Consider the following 20,404-nt stretch of genomic DNA (forward strand, 5'->3'; position numbering starts at 1 on the left):
CAACGCAGCCGGATTGCCATCGCTCGTCGGGAGCGCTTACCGTGGGTTGTCCAGACGGGCGCCCGTTGCGCTTCACGCGTCGGAGTCCAAGCCGGCGCGCGGCGCGTGCCCGGTCCAGCGCCGATACGCATGGCGGAAACTGCGCGGCTCGCTGTAGCCGAGACGTTCCGCAATGGCCGCGACCGTCAGCTCAGGGTCGTCGAGCATCCGCACCGCCTCGTCGCGGCGCACGTCGTCGAGCAGCGCCTGAAACGTGAGGCCGTCCTTGTCGAGCCGCCGGCGCAGCGTGCGCTCCGTCAGGTGCAGCGCGTTCGCGAGCGACGTCATCGACTTGAAGCGCGCGAGGTCGCGCGCCATCAGCTCCCTCGCGCGATCGGCGAAGCGCGTGCCGACCGACGCGGCCCACTGCCGTTCGAGCGCCTCGCACTGGCCATGCAACGCATTGAAGCTGACTTCGTTCGCGAGAAGCGGCATCTCCGTGCCGTTCACCGACGTGAAGACGAGGCGGTTGTCGTTCGCGTTGAACGCGACCTTGCAGCCGAAGTGGCGCGTGTAGTCGGCCGCGTTGCGCGGTGTGCGGCGCGCGAGCTGCACCTGCGCGGGCCAGACGGGCTTGCCGACGAGATCGGACACGATCAGGCGCAGGCTGGACAGGCACATGTCGACCTGGAACACCTCGAGATCGGGCTCGCCGTTGTAACGGCCGATTGTCACGCTCATGCCGTCCGGATGCGCATCGATACGCACGTCGAAATACAGCCCCATGAACAGCGGAAACTGGCTCATGCACCGGAATGCCTGCATCACGGAGCCGCTGATCAGCATCGCGTAGCCGGCGAGGCCGAGCGTCGACACATGCAACCGCGCGCCGATCGACAGCCCGATCGACGGCACGCCGCTGCGTTGCAGCAGGTTGCGGAAGCAGCGCTGCTCCTGGCCGCGATTCACGTGCAGGTTCGGCGACGCGACTTCGTCGGCGCCGAGCCCCGTGCCTTCGAGCAGCGCGGCGCCGTCGATATGCCGCACGCGGCACTCGTCCAGCGCGACCGCGATCGCGTGGACGGTGGCGGGAATGTCCTCCTGGCGCCCGGCCGGGCGCGCGAGGCCGAGCGACGAGCGCAGGCTGCGCTCGGCCCGGCTCGGGTTGGGATGGGAGCGGCTGTTCATGGGGCTGACGGGGCGACGGGGTCGCGTAGAACATAGCCGGAATGTCCGCAAAACGCCAGTGCGGCACCGCATCATGCATGACTCGCCGGCGCGACGCGCGGCACCGTGTCCGTAAATATCCCCTGAATACGTCCGCTTTTCTCATTCGTGGCCGATTTTTTGGCGCACCACACTTTCTTCCAGCCGTGCGCCGCCGGCCGCGCCGGGCGAACGAGTGTTGACGCCGTGAACGCCACCCACGTGAGGACAGCATGGACAACGACAGCCCAGGTCGATACGCATCGGCCGCCGCGACGCATGAGTTCGGCGCGCACGCCATGCGAGGCGATGCGGACGAGCGCCGCCAGCCCCGTCCGATCGGGCTCGCGACGCTGGTGATCTTCGGCCTCGCGTACATGTTGCCGATGACGGTGTTCACGACCTACGGGCTCGTCACGAGCGAGACGAACGGGCACCTGACGGCCGCGTATGCGCTCACGCTGGTCGCCATGCTGTTCACCGCGCGCAGCTACGGCCACATGGCGCGGCTGATGCCGAGCGCCGGGTCCGCCTATACGTTCGCCAGCCGAAACTTCGGCACGTCGGCCGGCTTCATGGTCGGTTGGGCCCTGCTGATGGACTACCTGTTCATCCCGATGATCAGCTACCTCGCGATCGGCATCTACATGAAGCAGATTTTCCCTGGCGTGCCGGCCGGCGTGTGGATCGTCGGCAGCATCGTGCTGATCACCGGGCTGAACATCGTCGGCATCCGGCTCGTCAATCGCGTGAACCTGATCCTGATCGCGAGCCAGCTCGTGTTCATCACGATCTTCTTCGTCGCTTCCGCGCGGGTCGCGGCGGGTGAAGGGCTATCGATGGCCGTCGCGCTGCCGTCGTCGGGCGATGCGCATGCGATTTTCGCCGGGTCCGCGATCCTGTGCCTGTCGTTCCTCGGTTTCGATGCGGTTACCACGCTGTCGGAGGAAACACGCGAGCCGACGCGCACGGTGCCGCGCGCGATCCTGCTCTGCACGCTCGCGAGCGGCGTGCTGTTCATGCTGGTGGCCTACGTCGGGCAAGTAGTGTTTCCCGACTGGCACGCATTCAAGGATCTCGATTCGGCCAGCCTCGAACTGATGCGGCGCATCGGCGGCGGCACGCTGTCGGCGTTCTTCGTCGCGGTGTACGTGGCCGGCTGTTTCGCGAGCGCGATGGCCGGGCAGGCGAGCGTGACGCGCGTGCTGTTCGCGATGGGGCGCGACCGGGTGCTGCCCGAACGCGTATTCGGCCATCTGCATGCGCGGCTGCGCACGCCGGTGCGCGCGACGCTCGCGGTCGGCATCGTGTCGCTGTCCGCGCTGTTCATCACGCTCGACCTCGCGTCGACGATGATCAGCTTCGGTGCGCTCGTCGCGTTCGCGGTCGTGAACCTGTGCGTGATGCGCAGCTATCTGTGCCGCGCCGAGCATCGCCGCTTCGCGGGCTGGATCACGTTCGGCGTGATGCCGGCGATCGGCTTCGCGATGAACGTGTGGCTCTGGTCGGGCCTGTCGCGCCAGACGTTCTACGTCGGCATCGGCTGGCTCGTGCTCGGCCTCTGCCAGCTCGTGTGGCTGACGCGCGGCTTCACGCGCCCGGCACCGACGCTGTCGATGAATTGAACGACCGGTGGCCGGTTGCCGGCCGCCGGCTCTGAAACCCTGAAGGAGGAATCATCCATGAACGCCGTTGACGTCAATCCCGGTGCGGACCTGCAGGCCATCGGCAAACGCCACCTGCTGATGCATTTCACGCACGCCGATGCGTATCGCGACCACGCGCTGACCGTGTTCGACCGCGGCGAAGGCTGCTGGCTCGTCGACCGCAACGGCAAGCGCTACTTCGACGGGCTGGCCGGGCTGTATTGCGTGCAGGTCGGCTACAGCCACGGCGCGGAAATCGGCGACGCGATCCGCGAGCAGATGGTGCGGCTGCCGTTCGCGACCAACTGGGGCTATGGCCACGAACCGGCGATCCGTCTCGCGCACAAGCTCGCGGCGCTCGCGCCGGAAGGCCTGAATCGCGTGTTCTTCACGTCGAGCGGCTCGGAGTCGAACGAATCGGCGATCAAGCTGGTGCGCCAGTACCATCAGGCGCGCGGCGAGCCGCAGCGGCGCAAGTTCATCGCGCGTCGCGTCGCGTATCACGGCACGTCGTTCGGTGCGCTCGCGCTGAACGGGATGACGAACTTCCGCAAGCATTTCGAGCCGCTGATGTCGGGCGTGCGGCACGTGGGCAACACGAAGCGCTACGGGCGCCCGGCGGGCGAGACGGAAGCGCAGTTCACGCGCCACCTGCTCGACGAGATCGAATCGCTGATCGTGCAGGAGGGGCCGGATACCGTCGCCGCGATCGTCGTCGAGCCGCTGCAGAACGCGGGCGGCAGCCTGACGCCGCCGGCCGGTTATGCCGCCGGGCTGCGCGACATCTGCGACCGGCACGGCGTGCTGCTCGTCGCGGACGAGGTGATCTGCGGGTTCGGCCGGCTCGGCGAATATTTCGGCTCCGCGCGCTACGGGTTGAAGCCGGACATCATCACGTTCGCGAAAGGCATCGCGTCGGGCTACGTGCCGCTCGGCGGCGTGATCGCGAGCGATGCGGTGGTCGACACGGTGCTCGACGGCCCGCAGCAGATGTTCCTGCACGGCGCGACGTACGGCGGCCACCCGGTCGCGTGCACGGCCGCGCTCGCGAACCTCGCGATCATGGCGCGCGAAGGCGTGCTCGAGAACGTGCGCGGCAACGAAGCGGTGTTCCGCCAGACGCTCGACGGCCTGCTCGAACTGCCGTGCGTCGGCGACGTGCGCGGCGACGGCTATCACTACTCGCTCGAACTCGTGACCGACAAGGCCGCGCGCCGCTGGGCGGCCGGCATCAGTGCGCAGGCGTTCGTGTCGACGCTGCTCGCGCCCGCGATCTTCGACGCAGGGCTGCTGTGTCGCGCCGGCGTCGATCACGAAGGCACGCCGATCGTGCAATTCTCTCCGCCGCTCGTGATGTCGCGTGACGAGATCGTGTGGTTCGTCGCGAAGATCCGCGACGTCCTCGTCGACACCTATGCACGGGCCACGCGCTGAGCGCGGCGTCCTTCATTTCAGGAGCATGCGATGCGAACCTCACAACAGTCCTATATCGACGGCCGGTGGCTCGATCCGGCCGATGCGCGGTCGATCGACGTGATCGACCCGAGCACCGCGCGGCCGTATGCGCAGCTCAGGATCGGCGGCGCGGCCGACGTCGATCGCGCGGTCGGCGCGGCGAAGCAGGCGTTCGACACGTATTCGCGCTGGCCGGTGGACGAGCGCGTCGCGTTGCTGCGGCGCGTGCTCGAGATCTATCAGCGCCGCTACGAGGAGGTCGCGCAGACGATCAGCCAGGAGATGGGCGCGCCGATCGCGTTCGCGCGCTCAGCGCAGGCCGCGGTCGGCACCGCGCACCTCGAGCAGACGATCCGCGCGCTGCAGTCGTTCCGCTTCAGCACGCAGACCGATTCGCTGCTGGTGTCGCACGAGCCGATCGGCGTGTGCGCGCTGATCACGCCGTGGAACTGGCCGATCAACCAGATCGTGTGCAAGGTCGCGCCGGCGCTCGCGGCCGGCTGCACGATGGTGCTCAAGCCGAGCGAGATCGCGCCGTTCAGCGCGATCCTGTTCGCGGAGATCCTGCACGAAGCCGGCGTGCCGCCCGGCGTGTTCAACCTCGTGCACGGCTACGGGCATGAAGTGGGCGACGCGCTGTCGCGGCATCCGGTCGTCGACATGGTGTCGTTCACGGGGTCGACGCGCGCGGGTGTGGAGGTCGCCAAGGCGGCCGCCGATACCGTGAAGCGCGTGCACCAGGAGCTCGGCAGCAAGAGCCCGAACCTGATCCTGCCCGACGCCGATATCGACGAGGCGGTCACGCGCGGCGTGCGCAGCTGCTTCAGCAACAGCGGCCAGTCGTGCAATGCGCCGACGCGCATGCTGGTGCACGTCGACGATCTCGCGCAGGCCGAGCAGGCCGCGCGGCGGGAGGCGGAACGCACGGTCGTCGGCGATCCGCGTTCGACGGAAACCGGCATCGGGCCGGTGGTCAGCCGCACGCAGTTCGACCGCATCCAGCACTTCATCCGGCTCGGAATCGAAGCAGGCGCGACGCTCGTCGCCGGCGGCCCCGGGCGGCCGGACGGGCTCGGCGACGGGTTCTACGTGCGGCCGACGGTGTTCTCGAACGTCACGCCGGACATGACGATCGCGCGCGAGGAAATCTTCGGGCCGGTGCTCGCGATCATGACCTACCGCACCGAGGACGAGGCCGTCGCGCTCGCGAACGATTCGGTCTACGGGCTCGCGGCCTACGTGCAGTCGAAGGATCCCGAGCGGGCGCGCAGGGTGGCGGCGCGGCTGCGGGTCGGCAATGTCCACATCAACTACCCGCCATGGAATCCGGCCGCGCCGTTCGGCGGCTACAAGCGCTCGGGCAACGGCCGCGAGTATGCGGAGTTCGGCCTCGTCGAGTATCTGGAGACGAAGGGCACGACGGGGTACGCTTGAGCGACGCGCGGATGCGCTGCCCGGGCGGCGGCGTCCCGCGGGAAGGGGCACCGCACCCCTGTACATCGATTGATCGATTGGGAGGAATTCGACGATGCAGATGACGGAGATGACCGAACGCATGCGCGGCGCGGTGGGCCGCGTGCGATGAAGATCCTGATCGCGCGGATGAACCACGAGACCAACACGTTCTCGCCGGTGCCGACGCCGCTTGCCGCGTTCGGCCGCACCGGCCCCGACTGGGGCGACGACGCGTATCGCGCGAACCGCGGGATGCGCACCGCGATGGCCGCGTTCATCGATGCGGCCGAGCGTGAGGGCGCTGAAATCGTGACGCCCGTATCGGCGGCCGCGAACCCGAGCGGGCCCGTCGCGGCCGACGCGTATGCGGCGATCTGCGACGCGATCGTCGCGGCAGCGCCCGGCTGCGATGCGGTGATGCTCGACCTGCACGGCGCGATGGTGGCCGAGCAGAGCGTGGACGGCGAGGGCGACCTGCTCGCGCGTGTGCGCGCGGCGCTGCCCGGCGCACCGATCGCGGTCGCGCTCGACCTGCACGCGAACGTCACGCAGAAGATGATCGATCACGCGGACGTGATCGTCAGTTTCAAGACCTACCCGCACGTCGACATGGTCGAGACCGGCGAGCATGCGGCACGCGTGCTGCTCGACCAGTTGCACGGCCGCGCGCGGCCCGTGCTCGCGTGGCGGCAGCCGCCGCTGATGACCTCGACGCTGCGCAGCGCGAGCGCGGAAGGTGCGATGCGGCGCGCGGTGGAGGCCGCGCGCGCGGCCGAGGCCGACGGGATGCTCGCCGTCTCGGTGCTGCCCGGCTTCTCGCTCGCGGACATTCCCGCGCCGTGCATCAGCGTCGTCGTGGTGGCCGATGGCGACCGGGCCGCGGCCGACGCGGTGGCCGAGCGCATCGCACGGCAGATCTGGGACGAGCGCGACGATTTCGTCTATCGCAGCGCGCCGCTCGCCGAATCGGTTGCACAGGCTGCGGCGCTCGCGCGTGGCGCGGATCGCCCCGTGCTGATGCTCGATCACGGCGACAACTGCATGTCGGGCGGCCCGTGCGACACGATGGACCTGCTCGAGGCCGCGCTCGAGTATGGGCTCGACGGCATCGTCAGCGGGCCGCTGTGCGACCCGCAGGCCGTCGCGGCGCTGATCGACGCGGGTGTCGGCGCGACCGTCACGGTACCGGTCGGCAACCGCCTGCCGTCGCACGGCGGCGTGCGGCGCGAGCCGTTCCGCGCGACCGGCATCGTGCGCGCGCTCACCGACGGCGAATACGTGATCACGGGGCCGACTTACACGGGCCAGCGCGCATACATGGGCCGCACGGCCGTGCTTGATATCGGCGCGGCCACGCTGGTCATCAGCGAGCGTACGCAGGAGCCCTGGGATCTCGGCGTGTTCGAGAGCGTCGGTGTCGATCCGCGCCGTGCGCGCTTCCTGCTGCTGAAGTCGCGGATGTATTGCCGGCCGGTGTTCGTGCCGATCGCGGCCGCGCTGGTCGAGTGCGACAGCCGCGGCGTGACGGGTTCCGACTACGGGCTGTTCCGCTACGAGCGGCTCGCGCGGCCCGTGTATCCGCTCGACGATGTCGACGCGTGGCCGTCGTCCGGCGCACAGCGGACGCAGCGGACGGATTGACGGAAACGAACCGGGCGCGAGGCGCCGGATTGGCCGGCTTTCGGGCATCATGCGGTGGCGTCGACCCGTCGAGCAGCTGGGTCGATCCATTCATTGCGTCCGCAACCGATCCGGAGAACCGACCGCCATGCATTCGAATCCTTTCCGCCCGCGCAGCGCGCGCCTGCTCGCCGCGCTGACCCTCGCCACGACGGCCGTTGCCGCCCATGCCGCCGACTGGATCGTGTCCGGCAACGACGGCAAGTACCAGCGCGTCGAGGGCCGCGACACCTATCTGGCCGCGCCGCCCGCCGACACGCTGACGCTGCTCGACGCCAGCACGTTCCCGCCGAAGGTCGCGCTGCAGGTCGATGTCGAGAACGGCATCCAGGGGCCGCCGCAGGCGGTCGCGATCACGCCCGACGCGAAGCTCGCGCTCGTCGGCGCGCCGACACGTTACGACACGGCCGCGAAGCAGCTCGTGTTCGACACGTTCCTGCAAGTCGTGAATCTCGACGCCGCGCCGCCGTCGATCGCGCGCATCGAGCTCGGCACGCATCCGCAAGGGATCGCGATCGACCGCTCGGGCAAGCTCGCGCTGGTCGCGAACGTCGACGGCAGCGTGTCGATCCTGCGCATCGACGGCACGAACGTGACGCTGGACGGCAACCTGAAGATCGGCAAGAAGCGGCTGGCCGGGATCAGCTTCACGCATGACGGCAAGCATGCGCTCGTGTCGCTGCGCGACGAGCAGGGCATCGCGGTGCTGAACGTCGACGACGGCAAGGTGACCGACAGCGGGTCGCGCCTGAGCACCGGCGTCGCGCCTTACACGATCGACGTGTCGAGCGACAACCGCTGGGCCGTCGTCAGCAACGTCGGGCTCGCGGGGCTGCCGGGCTATACGGGCACGCTGGCGGGCGACGCCGATTCGGTCGCGCTGATCGACGTGTCGCGCGTGCCGTTCCGCACGGTCCAGTACCTGACGGTGCCGTCGCTGCCGGAGGGCGTCGCGATCTCGCCGAACGGGAAGTGGATCGCCGTGCAGGCGATGGACGGCTCGAACCTGACGCCCGACAATCCGGGCCGCCACAAGATCGGCAAGGTGCTGTTGTTCGAGATCCGCAACGGGCAGGCCGTGAAGGTGAGCGAGCTGCCCGGCGGCGAAGCCGCGCAGGGCATCGTGTTCACCGCCGACAGCCGGCACGTGATCGTGCAGTTCAACGTCGAGCGGCAACTCGCGCTCTATTCGGTCGAAGGCGGCACGCTGCACGATACGGGCAAGCGGATCGCGCTGTCGGGCGGCCCGTCTTCGTTGCGCACGTTGCCGCGCTGACGCGCCCGGCATCGACTCGTTCGGTTTCGTTAGTTCATGCGGCGCCCGGATTCACCTGGCGCCCTTCCATGCCCCTTCCATGTGTCGCCGTTGCAACGCAACAAATGGTGGATATGGGTACCCCAAGCCGCTTAACGCCGAATTGTTTAGTTAAACAAACTGAAAATTCGGGAAACTTCTCGTAGTGAATAAACAGTCGTTGCGGCACTGTAAGCCCCTGGGAAGCCTGTAACGTTCCCGGAGACAGGGCTGTGGAGGCGACGGTTGCGGTGGCAACGATCGGCGCCGGATCAATCGTTTTAATTAACGGTGCTAAACGAAAAATGAAACATCCACGACTCTTGCTCGTCGCCGCGATGACTTGCGCGGCGTTGGCCGCGTGTGGCGGCGACGACGTGAACGGGGTCCGGACGGCCGACAACGGCGCGGGAGACACGCCGTCGACCGTGCCGCCGACCGCGGGGCCGTCGCAACCGTCCCAGCCCGATCAACCGGCTGCGCCGAAACGCAGCAACATGGCGTTGACGCAGTTCGTCAATCCGTTGATCGGCACGCAGGTCAACGCGGATTCCGGTTACGCGGGCAACGTGAGCCCGGGTGCGATGGTGCCGTTCGGGATGGTGAATTTCGGGCCGAACACGCCGCGCGACGACTTCAACGGCTCGGGCGGCTACCTGTCGTCGGGCGGGACGGGCGGCACGATCGACTTCTTCAGCGTGACGCACCTGAGCGGTGTCGGGTGCCCGGGACAGGGCACGGTCGCGATGCTGCCGACCGATGCGGCAACGGCCGTGGCATCGGGCGGCCGGCCGGTCGGCATCGGGTACCGCTACGCGGATGAAACGGCCGAACCCGGGTACTACAAGGTCCGGCTGTCGAACGGCATCGTGACGGAACTGAGCGCGACCGCGCGCTCCGGCATCGCGCGCTTCACGTACACGAACAAGGACAAGGGCTTCTTCTCGATCGACGCGAAGCTGAATGGCAACAGCGATGCTGGCGCCACGAAAGTCACCGCGAACCACGTCGCGCTGGCGCGCGCGAGCGACGGCAAGTCGATGAGCGGGCAGGCCGTGGCGCCCGCGTTCTGCACGCCGTACGGCACGGTCTGGAACGCACCCGTGTATTTCTATGCGACCTTCGACAAGCCGCTGCGCAAGCAGGCGGGCACGTCGGCGGTGAATACCGCCAGCAACGGCGCGGCGACGCTGCAGTTCGACCTGACCGACGCGGACCGGACCGTCACCGTGAAAGTCGGGGTGTCGTCCGTCAGCGTCCGGAATGCGCAGGCGAACCTGAAAGCCGAAGGCGAGAAACTCGCGTTCGACGACGCACGCAAGAACGCGTCCGGCTTGTGGAACGACCGGCTCAACACGATCCAGATCGACGAGGCCGCGACCCCCGCCGCGCTGAACGCGACGCAGAAGGCGAATCTGACGAAGTTCTACACCGCGCTCTATCGCGTGTTCGGCACGCCGACGCTCTACAGCGACACGAACGGCGAATTCCGCAGCATGCGCCAGCCCAGGAACGCGGACGGCAGCTATCCGACGTCGGTCGACCAGACCGGCACCGTTGCGCCGCGCGCGACGGCCAGGGTTGGCGACTATGCGTTCCGGCGCGCCGACGGCTCGCTGGGCGGCACGGGCGACCACTACACGGGCTTCTCGCTGTGGGATACCTACCGGTCGCAGGCGCAGTTGCTGGCGCTGCTCGCACCGAAGGAATCGAGCGACATGATGCAGTCGCTCGTCGTCGACGCGTTGCAGTGCGGCGCGTTCCCGCACTGGGTCGACGGCAGTGACGACTCGACGCCGATGGCAGGCGACAACGCGCTGAACGTGATTGCCGGTGCGTACAAGTTCGGCGCGACCGATTTCGACCTGGTGTCGGCCGCACGCCTGACGAAGCAGTCCGTGTTCGATCCGTCCAGCGCCTGCAACGACCGCACGAGCGCAGCGGGGCTCGCCAATTTCCTGACGGCCCACTACCTGTCGCAGAGCGACGACGGTCACTCGTCGTCGGCAACCATCGAGCGCGTCCTGAGCGACCGTTCCGCCGCCGCATTCCTGCAGGCGCTGCCCGCCAGCGTGCTGAACGCGCCATCGGTCGGCGTGACGACCGACGACATCGGCACGCTGTACACGCGGGCGGGGTGGTGGCGCAACATCTTCGACGACACGAACAAGGTGATCGCCGCGCGCAACGCGCCGCCGGCCGGCTCGGCGCCCGGCACGCTGGGCACGCTCGTGCAGGGTTCGTTCCACGAATCGACGGAACCGAACTACTTCTGGACCTTCGCGCAGGACTGGAGCGCGCTGATCGACGCGATCGGCGGCAAGCAGGCGGCCGTCACGCGGCTGAACAACCTGTTTGCGATCACGACGCCGTTCTCGACCGTGCCGTCCTCCGGCAGCCTGAACGGCGGCGAATCGTCGAACCACCTGTATATCGGCAACGAACCGTCGTTCCAGTCGCCGTGGGGATACAACTGGGCCGGGCAGCCGAGCGGCGCACAGTACGTTCTCCCGATCATCATGTCGAAGGCGTTCACGACCGGCCGCGACGGGCTGCCGGGCAACGACGACATGGGCGCGACGTCGAGCTGGTACGTGTGGGCGGCGCTCGGGATGTTCCCGGTCATTCCGTCGGAGGCGGGGCTGGCATTGTCCACGCCGCAGTTCAGCGGGATCACCGTCTGGCTCGGCAACGGCAAGACGCTGCGGCTCGACAGCGACCAGCAGGTGACGATCGACAGTGCGGGGCGCCCGTCGTTTGCGTATGTCCAGTCGCTGAAGGTCAACGGCGCCGACTACGCGGGTTCATGGCTGCCGCTGGGCAAGATCGCCAATGGCGGCACGATGCACTACGCGCTGTCCGCGACGCCGACGCAGTGGGCGGCCGCCGACAACCTGACGCCGCCGTCCGGTCCGAATGCGGACTACACGCAGATGACGGCCGGCGGATCGTCGGCCGCGACGCGCATGCGCCAGGCCGGCGCGCGATAAACGCAAGCGGGCGCGCGCAGGGGCTGCCGTGTGTGCCCGTCGAAACGACGCAATTCGGGAGAACGACACGACATCGAAATCGCGCCGGAAATTCCTGTCTTACAGCGCAGCACTCGCCAGGATGCGCTGGCTCGCCGGCTGTAACGGCGATATCGATCCGGCATCGGGCGCCGCCGGTTCCGCGACGGTCGCGCCCACCGTGCCGGCCGTGCCGACGTTCGCGCTCTGCTGACGGTGGCGTGTGCCGCGTGATGCCGCGCAAGCGCAAGCGGGAGCCAGCCGGTGAAACGCCGCGTGAATGCGCGCGGCGCTCGTTGCTTGCCGGCGGGCCGGCAAGCCGTTACGGCTTGAGAAACCTGTCGAGCCAGCGCGGCGTCGCCGCACGATCGAAGATGACGTGCAGTTCGGAGCTGAACGCGCCGTATTCGAGCCCGTGGCGTTGGGCGAGCAGCGTCAGTGACCGCGTGGTGTGAAACGAGAGGTGCCCGTTGCGCGGCGCGCAGTACCACCACTGATCGATGCCGCGTTCGATGATGTCGCGGTCGATCAGCGACGTCTGGAACAGCAACGCGCCGTCGGGCTTCCGGTAGCGCGCGATCTGGTCGAAGAGTGCCAGCGGCGCCGGATGATGCTCGAACACTTCGAACGACAGGATCGTATCGAACCGGCCTTCGGGCGGAACCGGGTGCGAGAACGGATCGTACGAGGTGACGTCCGCGAAGCCGCGCGACGACAGCTTCCGTTCCAGCAAGCCCAGCCCCGAGCCGAAGTCGAGAATCCGGCCTTCGCGCATTTCCGGAAAACTGCCGCAGATCAGGTCGGCGTGCTGTTGCGGACGGATCTCGAGGTAATCGGGGTCGTGGCGCGCATAGTCGGCGTTGTACACATGCTGCGCGAAATCGTCGTGCGTCCAGTCGTCGAACGCGGGCGCCCACGTGAAGCCGCATTGCTCGCACGCGTGGTAGTAGATCGGGATGCCGGCATACGGGTCGACTTTCTTGCCGGCCATGACATCGGCGCCGCAGCGCGAAAAATCGACCAGGCCGCAGATGCGCGCCTGGGCCGAACACACTTTGCAGGCGAGCGCCGTTGGATGGCGGTTCAGGTCGCGATTCAAGTTCCTGTCTCCCGTTCGCCGGCGAGGCGTGCGCGTGATGGATGGTGCGGGAGAGGCTATCACAGTCGCGTCGGCCGTCGCGGCCGCGCAGGGCGTCGCCGCCACGCGCGCTTACGGACGCAGCAGATCGAATCCGCCGAAGACGACGACACCGCTCAACACGATCATCGCGACGGAGTGCTGGCCGAAGTAGAGAATCGCGGCGGCAAGCCACGTCGTGATGCAGAAGGCGCCGATGCGGGCCATCGTGTGTTCCTCGAATGCGTGATGAAGTGAGTGCGCGCCGAACGGCGTGCGCCGCGCGAATCGGCGCGCGGGGCATGCCGGCGGACGGAAAAGCCGGCCGCGAAGCCTCGACCGCGGCGCCAACGCGCGTGGCGGGCGCGCCGAACCCGGAAGGACGGGAGTCGAGGCCGGCGGCGTCGCGCGCTCGAGCCCCGCGGCGGTCGGCACGCGAATCCGGGCCGGCAAACCGGCAATTTTACCAGCGCCGCCGTGTCGCCAATCTGGCCCTTTCGCGGCGAAAACGCGGCGATCTTCGGCAAATCCCGTCCGTCCCCGAGACTCAAGTTTCGTGTGACGAATGCCGTAAACGAGTTGGAAGGTGGTTCCTGCCCCCGTCACGATTCGTCGTTTACCGACACAACCGACTCACGGACCGACACCATGCAAATCGATTTCTCCACAACCACGCGCGCCCCGCTGGCGGACGGCGGCCTGACCGCGAATACGTCGTCGGGCGCCGCGGCGACCCACTCGGCCGCGCCCGCCGCAACGTCGTCCACCGACGGCGCGACGAATCCCACCGGTGCGACGAGCACGACGGGCGCCACCGGCACGCAGGGTTCGACCGGCGCCACCGGCGAAACGCTCGGCGGCTCGGGCGGATCGTCGGACAGCCCGGCGGTCGCCCAGCTGAAAGCGTTGATCGATCGGCTGCAGAAACAGCTGGCCACGATCGAGCGCCAGATGGCGAGCGCGGCGCAGCGCGCGAAGGACGATCCGGCCGCCGCGGTCGAACAGCAGTCGCTGAGCGCGGAAGCCGGCGCGATCTCGGGCGCGCTCGCGACCGCGATCTCGCAACTGGCGGCGGCGATCGAGAAAACGGGTGGCTCGACGGCAGGCGGGCTGGTGTCGACGCAGGCCTGACCGGCTGCGGCCGCAGCCCGCGCGACGACCGGCCCTGTTCCGCTGCTTCGCGCGGCACCGCAAGGACGACGCGGAACCGTGCGCGACGCCGGACCGGTTCGACGCATGCGTCGCGGCGGTCGGCGAAACGATGCGCACGCAACCGGATTACAGCGCGCGGAATCTCGCGGCGATCGCCGTACCGGTTACGATCGTGCCGGGCGAGCACGATGAATTCATCCGGCCCGACCGTGGGCCCGCGCGTTCGTCGCCCTGGGGCTCACACCATCGCGTTGTCGCTGCCCGGAATCTCGTGCGCCTTGATCTGCTTTCGGTGCAGCTTGTACAACAGCTTGCCGAGCATGCCGTCCTCGTGGCATGCGCGCGTCATGTAGAGCACGTATTCGTCGTCGGGGGCGACGGCCTGTGCGCCCATGATCCAGCGCACGCTTTCGCGGTAGTGGTAGTGCGACTTGTCGCGGCCGTCGCAGAGGAAACCCGATAACGCGGCCATCGCCGCCGGATGACCGCCTTCGGCGTGCCGTCGCAGTTCGTCGATGTAGCGATGGCGGGAATGCGCGCCGTCGCGGGCGAAGCCGAATGCGCCCGCGCGGTGTCCGTAGCCGCGCAGGATCATGGCCGCCGTGCACGCGCGCGCGTCGGGATGCCCGTTCGATCGCGCCGCGTACCCGCGTATGCCGATCTGACAAGACTTATCTCTTTTTCACCGATTTTCGACGCGGTGCGATTCGGTCGTCGAATGGCATGCTGTTAAAACCGGCAGGTTTTCCGGCAAACCGGCGAGCGTTCCTGAATGGCGTCCGGGCAACGCAAGGCTTCGGGTATCTCATTAGTTTTTCTTTAGGCTCGCGCAACATATCGTCGATTGTCCGCCGCGTGCCGACAGGAGATAGTCCTGCTTCGGCAGGCCGGCCATGCGATTTCCGCGTGGCGCGGCCGGATCCGTTGTTCACGCAACCATCAGAAATCAAGGGAACCGCAACCATGCGATTCAACGCGACACGCTTCGCCGCGACCCTGCTCGTCGCCGCATGCGCCGCCGCCACGGCCGGCCGCGCGGCCGCCGCCACGCAGGACGATCTCCACGACACCGTCACCCGCCACATCGCGCCGCTGATGAAGCAGTATGCGATTCCCGGCATGGCGGTCGGCATCGTCGCCGACGGCAAGCCCTACGTGTTCGACTACGGCGTGATGTCGACGCAAACCGGCAAGCCCGTCACGGGCGATACGCTGTTCGAAATCGGCTCCGTCAGCAAGACACTGACCGCGACACTCGCGGCCGACGCGCAGGAGGGCGGCGAACTGTCGCTCACCGACCCGGCTGCCAAGTACCTGCCCGCGCTGCAGGGCAAGCCGTTCGGTGTCTTGACGCTGCTGCAGCTCGGTACGCACACGTCCGGCGGCATGCCGGTGCAGGTGCCGGACAGCATCCGCGACGACGCAGGCCTGATCCGCTATCTCGGCGCTTGGCGGCCCGCGCATGCGCCGGGTACGTACCGTACGTATTCGAACGTGTCGGTCGGTATGCTCGGGTGGCTCACCGCGAAGGCGATGCACAAGGATTTCGCGGCGCTGATGGAGCAGCGGCTCTTTCCTGCGCTCGGCATGACGCACACGTACATCGACGTGCCGGAAGCACGCCAGGCCGACTACGCGCAGGGCTATACGCAGGACGGCAAGCCCATCCGGATGACGGGCGGCATGCTGTGGCAGCCGGCGTACGGCGTCCGGACCACGGCGGCCGATTTGCTGCGCTTCGTGCAGGCGAACATGGGGCTGACCGGAACCGCGCCGCGCCTGCAGCGCGCGCTCGAACGCACGCACACCGGCTATTTCCGCGCGGGGCCGCTGACGCAGGACCTGATCTGGGAACAGTATCCGTATCCGGTCGCGCTGCCGACGCTGCTCGAAGGCAACTCGATGAAGATGCTGCGCGACGGGTTGCCGGCCACCGCGATCGAGCCGCCGCTCGCGCCGAGCGCGGATACGTGGATCAACAAGACGGGCTCGACCAACGGCTTCAGTACCTATGTCGCGTTCGTCCCGTCGAAGCGGATCGCGATCGTGATGCTCGCGAACCGCAGCTATCCGAACGAGGACCGCGTGAAGGCCGCGTACGGGATCCTCGCGGCGCTCGACGGCCGGCGGTAACGTTTCCACCGACGAGCCGGCCGTTCCACCTGGCCGGCTCTCTCCAAAAAAACCGATACCTGTATCGGCACGCTTCTGCAAAACGAAATACGTGCATCGCATCCCCTGTGCAGAATCCGGGCAGATCTCCGGGCGTGTCCGGATAGTCCAGTCAGGGGGGAACATGCGGAAGACCACTCGCGCGCGGCTGCTGTGGGGGCTGCTCTTGGCCGGCGTGCTCGGCGCGTGCGGCGGCAACCTGGATGGCGCGGGCGCGGCAGGCGCGTCGGCTCGGCATCGAATCACGCCGCCAGCTTCTGAACCTGCTGCTGGATCATGACGTGCTCGATGCGTCGTCTATCCGAAGAGGCATTGCGTGATCGCGCTACGATAGCGCTGGCGCGAAACACGAGGAGAGCCGATTGAGCATCACATGGGATGGAATCACGGGCGCCGACGTGCTCGACGAAGCCGAGGTCGCGCGCAGGCATGCGTTGGCCGATGCGGCGCGCAACGGCGACTGGGCGACGATGCTGGATCTCGTGGCGAAGCAGTCGAGGCTCGTCAACGCGACACGGCTGGGCGGCACGTCGCGCTATACGCCGCTGCATCAGGCGGCCTGCGGCGGCGCACCGGAAGAGGTTGTCGTCGAGCTGTTGCAGCTCGGCGCGTGGCGCATGCTGCGCGATGCACATGGCGCGCGCCCGGTCGATCTTGCCGAGCAGCGCGGGCATCGACATCTCGTCGATCTGCTGACGCCGCAGCCGCGGCGCTTCGTACCCGACGAAACGCTGCGCGACATCCAGCGCCACTTCCACGAGATGATTCTCGGCCGCATCGCACACTTGCGCGTCGACGCGCTGCGCCTGCCCGAACTCGAACCGCTGCTTGAACTCGATGCGCAGGCCGCACGCATGTGGTTCGCGGTGCCGGGCATGTACGGCGGATTCGGCTATGCGCTGCGCAACGACGGCGCCGCGGCCGTGCTCGTGTCCGAAAGCTGGAGCCGCGTGGCCGGGGGCTCGGGCCAGCGGCACGAGATCACGGCGCAGGGTTGTACGCTGGTTGACGAAGGCTTCGTGTGACGGCCTTGCGCCGCCATGTGAGCGCTCAGGCGACCGCCGTGTCCGGTGCGGCGACTGCCGCCGCACCGCGCGCGGCCGAAGCCCGCGCCGCCGCTGCGCCCGCCAGCCGCCGATAGCGCGCGAGCGCCCACAGCGGGAAGTACGCGGTATAGCCGTGATACTTCAGGTAGAAGATGCGCGGAAAGCCCGGCGCGTTGTGCGAGCGGTGCCACCAGAAGCCGTCTTCCTGCTGGACCGACTGCAGATACGCGATGCCGCGCTTCACCGAATCGGATTCGCAGTCGCCGAACGCCATCTGCGCGAGCAGCGCCCACGCGGTGAAGTTCGACGTGCTCTCGCCGCCATTGGTGCCGCCCAGCTTCGGGTCGATGTAGCTGTCGTTCGTCTCGCCCCAGCCCCCGTCCGCATGCTGCCGCGAGCGCAGCCATTCGATCGCGCGTTGGATATACGGCTGCGACTTGTCCTCGTCGGCAAGCGCGAGGCCGGCCAGCACGCTCCACGTACCGTAGATGTAGTTCGTGCCCCAGCGGCCCCACCAGCTGCCGTCGGGCTGCTGCGTGCGCTTCACGTAGTCGATGCAGCGCGCGAGCGATGCGCGTTCGTCCGCGCGTTTCGTCACGCCGAAGCACAGCAGCACGCGGCCCGACACGTCCTCGGTCGGCGGATCGAGCAGTGCGCCGTGATCGGCGAACGGGATCGCATTCAGGTACATGCGGTCGCAGTTGGCGTCGAACGCCGCGAAGCCGCCGTTGCGCGATTGCAGCCCGCGCATCCAGTCGAGCGCGCGCGCGACGCGCGGCGCATACGGGTTCGTGCCATCCGCGTTGCAATGCGTGCGGCCACGGCGATCGAGCATCGCGGTGACGACCGCCGTGTCGTCGATGTCGGGGTAATACGGGTTCGCGTACTGGAACGCCCATCCGCCCGGCTGGACGTCGGCCGGCGCGTTCTCGATCCAGTCGCCGCGCAGGTCGTTCACCTGGCGTTCGGCCAGCCACTCGTATGCGCGTGCGATGCGCTCGTCGAGTGCGCGCCGTGCGTCGCCGGGCTCGCCGTCTTCCGCCACCGCCACGCCGCGCGCCTGCTCGAGCGCCATCGTGCTCCACGCGGTATCCCACACCGGCGACAGGCACGGCTGGCAAACCATGCTCCCGTCGGGCCGCGTGACCAGCAGCTTTTCGAGCGCATCGTCGCAGTCGCGGCGATGCGGGTGATCGTCCGGGTAGCCGAGCACCTGCATCATTTGATTGGCATACACGATCGGCGGGAAGATGCCGCCGAGCCCGTCCTCGCCGTTCATGCGCTCCGCGCACCACGCCTCGGCATGGCGGATCGCGCGCTGCCGCAGGCGCTTCGGCATCAGCGGCTCGACATGACGCACCGTGCGGTCGAGCGCGAGGAACAGCTTGCGCATCCCGCGCGCGGGCGGGAAGTAGTGACGTTCCTCGTCCGGCGGCGTGACGAACAGCTCGCGGATCGAGATGTTGCGCGGATTGCGGGCGCGCGCCTTCAGCGAACACAGCACGAGCAGCGGCACCATCGTCGTGCGCGCCCAGTACGCGACCTTGTACATCGAGATCGGCACCCACTTCGGGAACAGCACGAATTCGATCGGCATGAACGGCGTCGCGCGCCACGGCACCTGGCCGAACGTCGCGAGCAGGATGCGCGTGAACACGTTCGAGCGTGCCGCGCCGCCGAGTTTCAGGATCGCGTCGCGCGCGCGGATCATGTGCGGCGCATGCTCGCTGTCGCCGGCCGCCTTCAGCGCGAAGTACGCCTTCACGCTGCACGACACGTCCGGATCGCCGTCGACGTACAGCGCCCAGCCGCCGTGCGTGTCGAGCCGCTGGTTCGCGCGCAGGTAGCGCGCCATCTTCTCCTGGCGGATGTCGTCGATCTTGTCCATGAAATGCATCATCAGGATGTATTCCGCGGTGATCGTCGCATCGGATTCGAGTTCGAAACACCAGCTGCCGTCGGGCTGCTGGAGACGCACGAGGGCGTCGCGTCCGCGGGCGATGGCGGTATCGAGCGCGGACCAGGGGGAGGGGGTGGATGTCGTCATGCGGCGGATCATACCATCCGGCCGGAATGTTTATATCGAGACGCCGGGTGCTACCATCCGCACCATGAAAAAACACCTCGAACCTGCGCCGCACGCTGCGTCCGCGCCCGTCGAACCGGCTGGAACGGCCGGTGCGCGGGCGCCTGTGGCATCGTCGGCGCCGGCTGCCGCCACCGCCGGCGTGCGTCGAAAAAAAGCGCCTGATCAGGTGCGCGCGCAGTTGCTGGCGGCCGCATCGGAAATCGCGACACATCACGGCGTGGCCGCGTTGACGCTCGACGCGGTGGCCGAGCGCGCCGGCGTGACGAAGGGCGCGCTGCAATATCACTTCGCGAACAAGCAGGGGTTGCTGGATGCGCTGTTCGGTCAGGCGACCGAGCGGTTCGCCGCGCAGATGGCCGCGCGGGTGGCGGCGGATGCCGACGGCGCCGGTGCGGCGGCGCGGGCGTACGTGCATGCGGTGCTCGACGAGTCGCATCCGGCTGCGAGCACCGATGTGCTGCGCGTGCTGGTTGCGTCGATGATTACCGACCAGGACACGCGCGAGCGATGGTCGGTGCCGATGCGCGAATGGGCGCGGCCCGACCCGGTGCCGCTCGAGCAGGCCGCGACCTTGATGATTTGCCGGCTCGCCGCCGACGGGCTGTGGATCTCGAAACTGCTCGACAGCATCGAGGTGTCGGCCGAGTTGCGCGCGGAGATCGTCCGGCAGCTCGACGCGATGAGCCGCGGCGTGTTTCCGAAGGGGCGCGACGGCGCCTCGTGATGCCTGCGTCGCGGCGTCTGGCCGTCCTGGCGAGCGCGCGAGTGCCGGCATCACGGCGCGCGTCGATGTCGGCGGCACTGGCTGGACGAAGCCTCAGCGGTGTCGCACCGTACCGCATCGGCCAACGCCTCGCCGATCGCGTGCTGAACGACGGCCGGGTTTTCCAACAGATAGAAGTGCCCACCGTCGAACTCGCGGAAGCCGACCGTGTGCTGCGACGCGCGCAACCAGTCACGCTGCCCGGCGGGGCTCAGCAACGTGTCGTCGTGCCGCGCGGTCATCACACGGCTGGGCGCGACGATGGACCACAGCTGGGACACCGAGCGCTTCGTCACCGACGTGATGGAGAGCCTGCCAGGCTGTGCCGGCCCGGCAACCACA

16 protein-coding genes and 1 pseudogene are annotated in these 20,404 nt (G+C 68.2%); 11 read left to right on the plus strand and 6 right to left on the minus strand.

Going from position 1 to position 20,404, the window contains the following annotated elements; all coding sequences use genetic code 11:
- Nucleotides 1–72 precede the first annotated feature (72 nt).
- Nucleotides 73–1,167: an AraC family transcriptional regulator ligand-binding domain-containing protein gene (locus ACPTTC_RS34785; RefSeq protein ID WP_423395880.1), complete on the minus strand. Its 1,095-nt coding sequence runs from the start codon at nt 1,165–1,167 to the stop codon at nt 73–75.
- Between the two features lie 251 nt (nt 1,168–1,418).
- Here ACPTTC_RS34785 and ACPTTC_RS34790 point away from each other — a divergent pair, with 251 nt between their 5' ends.
- From ACPTTC_RS34790 to ACPTTC_RS34815, 6 genes are all read left to right on the plus strand, one after another.
- Nucleotides 1,419–2,810, plus strand: a complete 1,392-nt coding sequence (locus ACPTTC_RS34790; RefSeq protein ID WP_423395881.1) for an APC family permease — start codon at nt 1,419–1,421, stop codon at nt 2,808–2,810.
- Between the two features lie 57 nt (nt 2,811–2,867).
- Nucleotides 2,868–4,265 (plus strand): aspartate aminotransferase family protein, encoded by a 1,398-nt coding sequence (locus ACPTTC_RS34795; protein WP_423395882.1) that lies wholly within the window; start codon nt 2,868–2,870, stop codon nt 4,263–4,265.
- 30 nt (nt 4,266–4,295) lie between these two features.
- A complete protein-coding gene (locus tag ACPTTC_RS34800; RefSeq protein WP_423395883.1) occupies nt 4,296–5,720 on the plus strand; it encodes an aldehyde dehydrogenase family protein in 1,425 nt (474 codons plus the stop codon).
- Nucleotides 5,721–5,867: 147 nt separating this feature from the next.
- Entirely contained in the window at nt 5,868–7,382 is a 1,515-nt protein-coding gene (locus ACPTTC_RS34805; protein ID WP_423395884.1) for a M81 family metallopeptidase, read from the plus strand.
- A gap of 127 nt (nt 7,383–7,509) precedes the next feature.
- A complete protein-coding gene (locus ACPTTC_RS34810) occupies nt 7,510–8,697 on the plus strand; it encodes a YncE family protein (protein WP_423395885.1) in 1,188 nt (395 codons plus the stop codon).
- A gap of 323 nt (nt 8,698–9,020) precedes the next feature.
- Nucleotides 9,021–11,705, plus strand: coding sequence for a glycoside hydrolase domain-containing protein (locus tag ACPTTC_RS34815; RefSeq protein WP_423395886.1), 2,685 nt, complete (start codon nt 9,021–9,023; stop codon nt 11,703–11,705).
- Between the two features lie 340 nt (nt 11,706–12,045).
- Here the strand turns inward: ACPTTC_RS34815 and ACPTTC_RS34820 are convergent, their stop codons facing one another.
- Together ACPTTC_RS34820 and ACPTTC_RS34825 are read right to left on the minus strand one after the other, a co-directional pair.
- The gene (locus ACPTTC_RS34820; protein WP_423395887.1) at nt 12,046–12,822 is read right to left on the minus strand and encodes a class I SAM-dependent methyltransferase; all 777 of its coding nucleotides are present in this window, start codon (nt 12,820–12,822) and stop codon (nt 12,046–12,048) included.
- Nucleotides 12,823–12,933: 111 nt separating this feature from the next.
- A complete protein-coding gene (locus ACPTTC_RS34825) occupies nt 12,934–13,068 on the minus strand; it encodes a hypothetical protein (RefSeq protein WP_006767081.1) in 135 nt (44 codons plus the stop codon).
- A 420-nt stretch (nt 13,069–13,488) separates the two neighbouring features.
- Here ACPTTC_RS34825 and ACPTTC_RS34830 point away from each other — a divergent pair, with 420 nt between their 5' ends.
- Nucleotides 13,489–13,971: a hypothetical protein gene (locus ACPTTC_RS34830; protein ID WP_423395888.1), complete on the plus strand. Its 483-nt coding sequence runs from the start codon at nt 13,489–13,491 to the stop codon at nt 13,969–13,971.
- 28 nt (nt 13,972–13,999) lie between these two features.
- Nucleotides 14,000–14,224, plus strand: a pseudogene (locus tag ACPTTC_RS34835) (alpha/beta hydrolase); the annotation flags it as partial.
- Between the two features lie 6 nt (nt 14,225–14,230).
- Here ACPTTC_RS34835 and ACPTTC_RS34840 read toward each other — a convergent pair.
- Nucleotides 14,231–14,587: a hypothetical protein gene (locus ACPTTC_RS34840; RefSeq protein ID WP_423396592.1), complete on the minus strand. Its 357-nt coding sequence runs from the start codon at nt 14,585–14,587 to the stop codon at nt 14,231–14,233.
- Nucleotides 14,588–14,955: 368 nt separating this feature from the next.
- Between ACPTTC_RS34840 and ampC the strand changes: the two genes are divergently transcribed.
- Together ampC and ACPTTC_RS34850 are read left to right on the plus strand one after the other, a co-directional pair.
- Nucleotides 14,956–16,125, plus strand: a complete 1,170-nt coding sequence (ampC, locus tag ACPTTC_RS34845) for a class C beta-lactamase (RefSeq protein ID WP_423395889.1) — start codon at nt 14,956–14,958, stop codon at nt 16,123–16,125.
- Between the two features lie 401 nt (nt 16,126–16,526).
- Nucleotides 16,527–17,189, plus strand: coding sequence for an ankyrin repeat domain-containing protein (locus ACPTTC_RS34850; protein WP_423395890.1), 663 nt, complete (start codon nt 16,527–16,529; stop codon nt 17,187–17,189).
- A gap of 25 nt (nt 17,190–17,214) precedes the next feature.
- On the opposite strand, the gene shc is transcribed toward ACPTTC_RS34850, so the two are convergent.
- A complete protein-coding gene (shc, locus tag ACPTTC_RS34855) occupies nt 17,215–19,269 on the minus strand; it encodes a squalene--hopene cyclase (RefSeq protein ID WP_423395891.1) in 2,055 nt (684 codons plus the stop codon).
- Between the two features lie 52 nt (nt 19,270–19,321).
- On the opposite strand from shc, the gene ACPTTC_RS34860 reads away from it, so the two are divergent.
- The gene (locus ACPTTC_RS34860) at nt 19,322–20,023 is read left to right on the plus strand and encodes a TetR/AcrR family transcriptional regulator (RefSeq protein ID WP_423395892.1); all 702 of its coding nucleotides are present in this window, start codon (nt 19,322–19,324) and stop codon (nt 20,021–20,023) included.
- 50 nt (nt 20,024–20,073) lie between these two features.
- Here ACPTTC_RS34860 and ACPTTC_RS34865 read toward each other — a convergent pair whose 3' ends face one another.
- Nucleotides 20,074–20,343 carry a hypothetical protein gene (locus tag ACPTTC_RS34865; protein ID WP_423395893.1) on the minus strand — a complete coding sequence of 90 codons (270 nt, stop codon included), beginning with the start codon at nt 20,341–20,343 and terminating at the stop codon, nt 20,074–20,076.
- Nucleotides 20,344–20,404: the final 61 nt, after the last annotated feature.

This window comes from Burkholderia mycopellens (assembly GCF_964265025.1).
GTDB lineage: Bacteria > Pseudomonadota > Gammaproteobacteria > Burkholderiales > Burkholderiaceae > Burkholderia.

Coding starts and splice junctions, on each gene's coding strand:
- ACPTTC_RS34785 (WP_423395880.1), bottom strand. CDS start 1,167: ATGAACAGCCGCTCCCATCCCAACCCGAGCCGGGCCGAGCGCAGCCTG.
- ACPTTC_RS34790 (WP_423395881.1), top strand. CDS start 1,419: ATGGACAACGACAGCCCAGGTCGATACGCATCGGCCGCCGCGACGCAT.
- ACPTTC_RS34795 (WP_423395882.1), top strand. CDS start 2,868: ATGAACGCCGTTGACGTCAATCCCGGTGCGGACCTGCAGGCCATCGGC.
- ACPTTC_RS34800 (WP_423395883.1), top strand. CDS start 4,296: ATGCGAACCTCACAACAGTCCTATATCGACGGCCGGTGGCTCGATCCG.
- ACPTTC_RS34805 (WP_423395884.1), top strand. CDS start 5,868: ATGAAGATCCTGATCGCGCGGATGAACCACGAGACCAACACGTTCTCG.
- ACPTTC_RS34810 (WP_423395885.1), top strand. CDS start 7,510: ATGCATTCGAATCCTTTCCGCCCGCGCAGCGCGCGCCTGCTCGCCGCG.
- ACPTTC_RS34815 (WP_423395886.1), top strand. CDS start 9,021: ATGAAACATCCACGACTCTTGCTCGTCGCCGCGATGACTTGCGCGGCG.
- ACPTTC_RS34825 (WP_006767081.1), bottom strand. CDS start 13,068: ATGGCCCGCATCGGCGCCTTCTGCATCACGACGTGGCTTGCCGCCGCG.
- ACPTTC_RS34830 (WP_423395888.1), top strand. CDS start 13,489: ATGCAAATCGATTTCTCCACAACCACGCGCGCCCCGCTGGCGGACGGC.
- ACPTTC_RS34840 (WP_423396592.1), bottom strand. CDS start 14,587: ATGATCCTGCGCGGCTACGGACACCGCGCGGGCGCATTCGGCTTCGCC.
- ampC (WP_423395889.1), top strand. CDS start 14,956: ATGCGATTCAACGCGACACGCTTCGCCGCGACCCTGCTCGTCGCCGCA.
- shc (WP_423395891.1), bottom strand. CDS start 19,269: ATGATCCGCCGCATGACGACATCCACCCCCTCCCCCTGGTCCGCGCTC.
- ACPTTC_RS34860 (WP_423395892.1), top strand. CDS start 19,322: ATGAAAAAACACCTCGAACCTGCGCCGCACGCTGCGTCCGCGCCCGTC.